At 72.4% G+C, this 7317-nt stretch carries 5 protein-coding genes; 2 read left to right on the top strand and 3 right to left on the bottom strand.

Annotated features, from left to right (window positions below; all coding sequences use genetic code 11):
• Nucleotides 1-255: 255 nt before the first annotated feature.
• A complete protein-coding gene (locus ACWFR3_RS19080; protein WP_453735757.1) occupies nucleotides 256-1668 on the top strand; it encodes an AMP-binding protein in 1413 nt (470 codons plus the stop codon).
• On the opposite strand, the gene ACWFR3_RS19075 is transcribed toward ACWFR3_RS19080, so the two are convergent.
• Nucleotides 1665-3032, bottom strand: coding sequence for a radical SAM protein (locus ACWFR3_RS19075; protein WP_453735756.1), 1368 nt, complete (start codon nucleotides 3030-3032; stop codon nucleotides 1665-1667). The genes ACWFR3_RS19080 and ACWFR3_RS19075 overlap by 4 nt on opposite strands.
• A gap of 239 nt (nucleotides 3033-3271) precedes the next feature.
• On the opposite strand from ACWFR3_RS19075, the gene ACWFR3_RS19070 reads away from it, so the two are divergent.
• Complete coding sequence (locus ACWFR3_RS19070; RefSeq protein ID WP_453735755.1) at nucleotides 3272-4771, top strand: CAP domain-containing protein; 1500 nt, start codon at nucleotides 3272-3274, stop codon at nucleotides 4769-4771.
• 496 nt (nucleotides 4772-5267) lie between these two features.
• On the opposite strand, the gene ACWFR3_RS19065 is transcribed toward ACWFR3_RS19070, so the two are convergent.
• Together ACWFR3_RS19065 and ACWFR3_RS19060 are read right to left on the bottom strand one after the other, a co-directional pair.
• Nucleotides 5268-6278, bottom strand: coding sequence for a Gfo/Idh/MocA family protein (locus tag ACWFR3_RS19065; protein WP_453735754.1), 1011 nt, complete (start codon nucleotides 6276-6278; stop codon nucleotides 5268-5270).
• Nucleotides 6275-7303 carry a Gfo/Idh/MocA family protein gene (locus ACWFR3_RS19060; protein ID WP_453735753.1) on the bottom strand — a complete coding sequence of 343 codons (1029 nt, stop codon included), beginning with the start codon at nucleotides 7301-7303 and terminating at the stop codon, nucleotides 6275-6277. The genes ACWFR3_RS19065 and ACWFR3_RS19060 overlap by 4 nt, the downstream gene beginning before the upstream one ends.
• Nucleotides 7304-7317 lie beyond the last annotated feature (14 nt).

Below are 7317 nucleotides of genomic sequence, written 5' to 3'. Positions count from 1 at the left end.
ACTCCACCGCCATCATGTGATTTCGGGGGGGGTGGGTTGTTTACCGGGGGGGTTATTGCGCCACCCCCCATGCCCCCACCGGCTTGTGAGCGGCGGCCAGCGCAGCTTGTTCATTGGACTTTCCGCCGACGGAATTCAGCGTTCCTGGTTCGAAAAGCACATTGCGCGCGCGGGTACCGACCGATTGGGTTGCCGAGGTCAGGACAGCGGGGTTGCTCCCCGGCATCGAGAGACGGAAGGGGACGCGACCAGCGCATGCCATCCATGCTCGACGGCTGCACGCCCTGGCCCCCGGAGTTCGCCGACCGCTACTGGTCGGCCGGGCACTGGCGCGGCAACACCCTGGAGAACCTGCTGCGCGGCTGGGCCCTGCAGTACGGACCGCGGACCGCACTCGTGCACGGCGGCACCCGCATCACGTACGCGAACCTGAACCGGCGCGTGGACCGCACGGCCGCCGGATTCCGGCTGCGCGGCGTCCGGCCCCGGCAGCGGGTCGTCGTCCAGCTCCCGAACGTCCCCGAGTTCGTCGTCACCGTCTTCGCGCTGATGCGCGTCGGGGCCGTCCCCGTGATCTGCCCCGTCTCGCACCGCGCGCCCGAGGTGTCGCACGTCGCACGGGTCAGCCAGGCCGCCGGCTACGTCGGCCCTTCGACGTACGAGGGCTTCGACCACACGGCGATGGCCGCGGACATCGCGGCCCAAGGGGCTTTTCTGCGGCGGGTGTTCACCTTCGAGGCGCCGGGCACCACATCCCCGTACGGCGGCATGACGACCGACTCCTCGGGCTGTCACTACTTCCCGCTGAGCTCCGTCGACGCCCCGCCCGGTCCGGCACTCGACCAGAGCGCCGACCAGGTGGCGTTCTTCCTGCTCTCCGAAGAGACCTCCGAAGACAGCACCGCAGGCAGCACCGCAGAGACCACCGAAGAGACCACCGCGACGCCCGCGCTCATCGCGCGCACCCACAACGACTACGCCTACCAGACACGCGCCGCCGCCGAGTTGGTGTCGCTCACCGAGAACGACGTGTATCTCGCCGCGCGGCCCGCCGAGTTCAACCTCGCCTTCGGCTGCCCCGGCACCGTCGGCACGCTCTCCGTCGGCGGCACCGTCGTCCTGGTCGACGACCCGCCACCGGCCGACTGCCTCGCGGCCGTCGAACGGGAGCGGGTGACCGTCGTGTCGCTCGAGCCCGCCGTCGCCCGGCAATGGCTCGACGCACTCCCCACGGCCCCGGCCGGCTTGGGCAGCCTGCGTCTCGTGCAGCTCGTCGGCGAGCCCGCGCAAGGTGCGACCGCCGAGCTGGTGAGCCCCGCTCCGGGCTGTCGCCTGCAGCAGGTCTTCGCCATGGCCGAGGGCCTTCTCGTCCTCACCCGGCCCGCCGATCCGGACGAGACCGTGCTGACCACACAGGGCCGCCCGCTCTCGCCCGACGACGAGATCCGCATCGTCGACGCCGACGGCAAGGACGTGCCCGACGGGGAGCCCGGCGAACTCCTCGCCCGCGGGCCGTACACCCCGCGGGGCTACTACCGGGCGCCAGACCGCAACGCACGCTCCTTCACCGCCGACGGCTACTTCCGCACCGGCCGCCTCGCGCGGCGCACCCCGGACGGCACCCTGACGGTGACCGGCCGTGTCGACGCCGCGGAGGCGACGGCCTAGGCATTGCCGGTGACCGCGGTCTCCGACACCTGGTCCTCGGGGGCAGCGGCCTCGGGGGCCAGACTATCCATGAAGGAGGAGACGGAGAACACCGCGCGGCCCGGGCCCGCGGGACCGTATCCGGGCGGCGACGACAGGCCGTTGTCCTCCATCGTCGCGCGGTACGCCTCCAGGAGACGGACGTGGTATTCGAGCGGCGCGCCCAGCGGGTTCGCCTTGCCCAGCGGCGTCGTGGGCTCCGGGCACCAGGTGGTGAAGCGGGGCGTGATGCCGCGCGACATGAAGTACTGCAGGCCCTCGACGGTGGAGTCGATGGCCTCGCCGACCGTCTTGAAGCCGAACGGCTCGGCCATCTCCACGCCCGCCACGAAGTTCGGGATGACGTTGCGCGGGCCGAAGACCTCGGCGGAGTCCAGGATGCGGCGGTGCCACTCGTCGCGGCCCACGTAGCGCTCCTTGCCGGGGCAGTAGCGCTCGAAGAGGTAGGGGTCCCACACCTCGTAGTTGGGGTGGTAGATCCGCACGCCGTAGTCGTGGAAGCGCTGCACGTCCGCCTTGGGCAGCGCCTGCGCGACGACCTTGCCGATCCAGCGGCCGGGGAAGCGCTCCTCGATGGCCTTCGCGTACTGCCCGTAGAAGTCGGCCTCGTCCTTGCCCTGGAGCTTCGAGGTGATGGCGCCACCGGTGAGCGTGTACGCGGTGGAGGACTTCGCGGTGTCGTACTTGTCGATGATGGCGAGGGCTTCGAGGACCTCGTCCATCGGCTTCACGCCCGTGTAGGGGCGGCCGGCCGCCTTCTGCTGGCGCCAGTTGTGGTTGATGTCGCAGTACCCGCACTCCTCCTTGGCGCCGAAGTACTGGCAGACCCGGAAGACCGTCAGGTAGATCAGGTAGCCCCACTGGATGGTGGGCGCCACCTCCATGACGGACTTGCCGTTCTCCAGGGTGTGCCGGTAGTAGTCCGGCATCGGCGGCAGGCCCACGTCGGAGATCCTGGCGCCGTCCAGGTAGAGGCCGAGGACGCCGTCGTCGTCAGCCGCCACCCGGTAGGGCGACGAGGGGTTCACGCGGACCGAGACGACCGTGCGGCGCAGGTCGTAGGGGCCGCCGGTGAGGACGATCTCCTCGGGCGGGCGGCGCAGGGCGGCGGCGCCGAGTTCGGGCAGGGTGCTGTGGTCGAAGGAGAAGATGAAGTACGACTTCGGCTTGACCTCGCCCCCCTCGTTGTCGCTGAGGGCGGACTCGTCGAAGGCCATCCCGCCCCTGAGCAGGTCCTCCTTGATCACCGCCTCTCGCGGCACCTGCGGGAACCGCTCCATGAGTCCTTCGACGAGCTGGGTACGGCTCTCGCTGCGGCTTGCCATCTGCCGGGCACCTCGGATCCTGTCGGTGAATTGTGCTTTCCCGTGGGTCCCACGCTAATACCCGCCGATTTCGGCGCGGATCCGCCTCCGGTCTGAGCGGCCTCCGCCTTGCCCTGCCGCCTTGCCCTGCCGCCTTGCCCTGCCGCCTTGCCCGACGCTCCGTCCGCGGCCTGCCGCCGCTCTGCCCTCCGCTCTGCCCGGCCGGGAACCCGGTGGTGCCGTTCTCGCGTTGTCCTTGCATGAATGAGCTGGTTGCCGGGGGGAACGTTCCGCTGCCGGACGGTGCCGTCACCCTCCGGGTGCCGGGCCCCTTCGACCTGTCCGTGATCGTCACGGGTGACAGCGGAAAGGTCGCGGGCGACGGCGACTTCGTCTTCTACAACCAGCCCGCCGCGCCCGGTGCCCGGCTCCAGGGCGACACGGTCACCGTCGACGGGCGGCACCTGCGGGCCGGTGCCAGCCGCGTCACCGTGGCCGTCAGCCCCACCGATCCCGGCACTCCCCTGGGCCGCCTTCCCGGCATCGCACTCCAGGTGCACGGACCCGGCGGTCAGGCAGTGGCCCGATTCACACCGCCGCGCCCCGACCGCGAGACGGTGCTGCTGCTCGCGGAGATCTACCGCCGGGGGACGGGGTGGAAGCTGCGGGCGCTCGGCCAGGGGTACGCGGACGGGCTCGCGGGGGTGGCCAGGGACTTCGGGGTGGATGTGGCGGAGGACCAGACGGAGGACGCGGCGCCGCAGCCGCCGGTGGCTTCCGGTGCGGGGCAGAGCGGCCGTTCCGGGACAGGGCCGGGCGGCGCTTCCGGTACACGCCCGGGCAGCCCTCCCGGCCCAAGGCCGGGCAGCTCTTCCGCTCCACGGCCCGGCAGCCCTCCCGGTCCACGGATGCCCGTCGCCTCCGCGCCCCCGGCGCCTTTCCGCCCCGCACCCGCCGGGCCGACCGCCTCCTCCGGCCCGCCCGCCCCCGACGGATTCCTCCCCCTGGTCAACGCCGCGCGGGCATCGGTGGGGGCGCCTCCGGTCACCCTCGACGCCCGGCTGAGCGCCGCCGCGAGCGCGCACGCCGCCGGGATGGCGGCGCGGTCCACTCTCAGCTCGGAGCACGCGGACGGCACGTCCCTCTACCAGCGGGTCGTCGCGGGCGGGTACGCGTATCTGGCCATCGGCGAGCATCTGGTCTCGGGGCCGCGCACGCCCGCCGACTTCGTGGAGTACTGCCTCTCCGGCGAAGAGTCACGGCGTACGGTGCACGGCCGCGCGTACACGCACGTCGGAGTGGCCCACACCGCCGACACGCGCTCCGGCGACATCTACTGGACGGCGCTGTGGGCGTCCCCGTTCACCTCGCAGGGGCTCACGGAGTGGGCGAACGCCGTGCTGCGCCTCACCAACGCCGAACGGACCGCGGCCGGTCTGCGCCCCCTCTCCCCCGACCCGCTCCTGACGGTGGCGGCGCAGAACCACAGCGCGGACATGATCGCCCGGGCCTTCTACGCCCACACGGCGCCCGACGGCGGCGAACCCTGGCACCGCGCGTCCGCGGCGGGCAGCACGCACCGCTCGATCGGCGAGAACATCGCCTGCGGGCAGCGCACGCCCGCCGAGGTGGTGGACGGCTGGATGAACAGCCCCGGCCACCGCGCCAACATCCTCAAGCCCTCCTTCACCCACCTCGGCGTGGGCTTCGCGGGCGGCGGCTCGGCGGGAACGTACTGGACGCAACTGTTCGGCGGGTGAGAGCGGCGGGCGCCGGTCCTGGTGGGTGCCTGTCCTGCGGGCGCCGGCCCTGGGGCACCTGCCCTGCGGGTGCCTGTCCAGGGGGCTCCTGTCCAGCGGGGGCTTGTCCTGGGGAGTGCTTGTCCTGGGGGTGCCGGTCCAGGCGGGTGCCCGTCCAGGCGGGTGCCCGTCCAGGCGGGTGCCGGCCCAGGCGGGTGCCCGTCCCGGCGGGTGCCCGTCCCGGCGGGTGCCAGCCCCAACAGATGCCCGCCCTGGCGAAGACCGGTCCGCGCGAAAGCCTCCCGGCGAAGGCCACCCCCAGCGGAAACCTCTCCGCGCGAAGACCACTCCCCGCGCCAGCCAAAGGCTGAACCCCGCCGAAGGCTGGACCCCGCCGGAGGCCGAGATCGCCCGGCGCAGGCTGAGGCTCGGCGGAGCCGGTGGCAACGAGCGCCGGGGCCCGCCGGAAACCGACACCATCCCCCGTACGCCCCGGACGCCCCGGGCCGCCGCCTCCTTACCCCACCGCCACCGGAACCCCGCTCCGGGCCGACTCGTAACCCGCCGTCACGATCTTCAGCGTCCGCAGCCCGCCCTCGCCGTCGGCCACGTCCATACCGCCCTCGCCCGGCCCGTACAGGAACGCCCGCACCATCAGTTCGTCCAGATCGGCGCCGAAGGGCAGTTCAAGACCCTGTCCTCGGCGTTCGCTGAAGCCGTGGACCGCCTGGTCGAAAGCGTCCATCTCCAGGGTCGCCCGCTCGCCGACCACGGTGAGTTCGAGCCCGCCCCAGGAGTGGTGGGAGCGGGGGTGCGACCAGCTGCAGTCGATCGTGGCCACCGAGCCGTTGTCGTAGGTCACGGTGACCAGACCGCTGGTCTCGGCCTCGACCTCGCCCTCGTACATGCGGTTGTTCGTCTGGGCGTACACGTCGACGGGGCGGGCCTCGCCGAAGAGGTCGTCCAGGAGGTCGGCGATGTGGACCGTGTGGTCCATCAGGGCGCCGCCACCCGCGAGTTCAGGGTCGGCGAACCAGCGCCGGACAGTCGGCATGGACCCGTTGTTCGCGCCGGACACCGTCAGGACCCGGCCCGCGTCGCCCGAAGCGACGGCCGCCTTCACGGCCGCGTACGCGGGGCTGAAGCGCACGGGGAAGGCGACCGCGAGCCGCACGCCGGCCGCCCGGCAGGCCGCGAGCATCGCCTCCCCGTCCGCGACCGTGGTGGCCAGGGGCTTCTCGCACAGGACGTCCACTCCGTGGGAGGCGGCGAGCTCCACCAGGGGGCGATGACCGGCGTTCTCGGAGCAGATGATCACCGCGTCCGGGCCCCAGGCGAAGACCTCCTCGTACGTCTGCGCGTACGCGACGCCCATCTCCTCGGCGAACGCGCGTCCCCGCACCTCGCCGGGCGCGGCCGACCCGGTGTCCGGGTCGCTGCCGATGACCTCGACATCCGGCATACCGGCCAGGAGCCGCAGGTATCCGGCCGCGTGGACATGGGCGAACGACAGCACGGCGACCTTCATCGCGTGACCTCCTTGGTGTCCGACTCGCTACCCGTGCGGAGCTCGACGGCCCGGCCCGTACGGCTCGATTCCACCGCCGCCTCGGCGATCCGCACCGCTTCGATCCCGTCCCCTGCGCTCACCCGCGGTTCACCGCCGCCCGCCTCCCACGAGGCCGCGAACTCCCGCAGCTCGGAGAGGTAGGGGCTCTCCGTCATCGGGGTGGAAGGGATGCCCTCGTTGGCCGCGCGCACCCCCTGCGCGGTGATGCGGTAGCCGGGCACGGACGTGGAGTCGTGCCGCAGGAGTCCGTCGCTGCCCGCGATCCGGAACGTCGTACGGAACTGCTGGTCCGGAAGCCCCCAGAGGCCGGTGATGTGGCTGATCGCGCCGGAGGCGTGGGTGAGGACGGCGGTCGCCGAGACGACCTCGGCCTGTGCGCCGCCCGTGGCGTGCTCGACGCCCCGCGTCTGCGCGTGCACGCGGACCACGTCGCCCGCGATCCAGCGGGCGATGTCGATGTCGTGCACCATCAAGTCCATGATCACGCCGCCGGACTGGGCGGGGTCGGCGAACCATGGCGCCCACTGCGGGCGCGCACCGCCCCGCGTGAACCGCAGTACGGCGAGATCACCCAACTCACCTCTCTCCACTGCCCGTTGCATCGCTGCGTACGCCGGGAAGTACCGCACGACGTGCGCCGGGTGCAGCCGGACGCCCGCCGCTTCGGCGGCTGCCGCGATCTCCTCGGCGTCGGAGACATTGAGTGCGAGGGGTTTCTCGCAGATGACGTGCCGGCCCGCGGCGACGGCCGCGAGGGCCAGCTCCTTGTGGGTGGGCGTGGGGGTGCAGATGTCGACGGCCGTGCAGTCGGCGAGCAGTTCGTCGAGGCTGCCCGCCGCGGTGACCTCGCGCCCCGCGTACTCGGCGGCGAGCTTCTCCGCCGAGCCGTCGACGGTGTACACGCTGACGCGCGCACCCAGTTCCAGCCAGCCGGGGAGATGGGCGCGGGCGATGCCGCCCGCGCCGATCAGACCTATTCGCATGGGCAGAGTTACCT

The organism is Streptomyces sp. NPDC055189, assembly GCF_053606765.1.
Note: the sequence above shows the minus strand (reverse complement) of the source record. Positions and strands in the feature narration are given on the sequence as shown.

Excerpts from the sequence above, each read along its gene's own strand:
- ACWFR3_RS19065 (WP_453735754.1), bottom strand. The coding sequence starts at position 6,278 with ATGAAGGTCGCCGTGCTGTCGTTCGCCCATGTCCACGCGGCCGGATAC.
- ACWFR3_RS19060 (WP_453735753.1), bottom strand. The coding sequence starts at position 7,303 with ATGCGAATAGGTCTGATCGGCGCGGGCGGCATCGCCCGCGCCCATCTC.
- ACWFR3_RS19075 (WP_453735756.1), bottom strand. The coding sequence starts at position 3,032 with ATGGCAAGCCGCAGCGAGAGCCGTACCCAGCTCGTCGAAGGACTCATG.
- ACWFR3_RS19080 (WP_453735757.1), top strand. The coding sequence starts at position 256 with ATGCCATCCATGCTCGACGGCTGCACGCCCTGGCCCCCGGAGTTCGCC.
- ACWFR3_RS19070 (WP_453735755.1), top strand. The coding sequence starts at position 3,272 with ATGAATGAGCTGGTTGCCGGGGGGAACGTTCCGCTGCCGGACGGTGCC.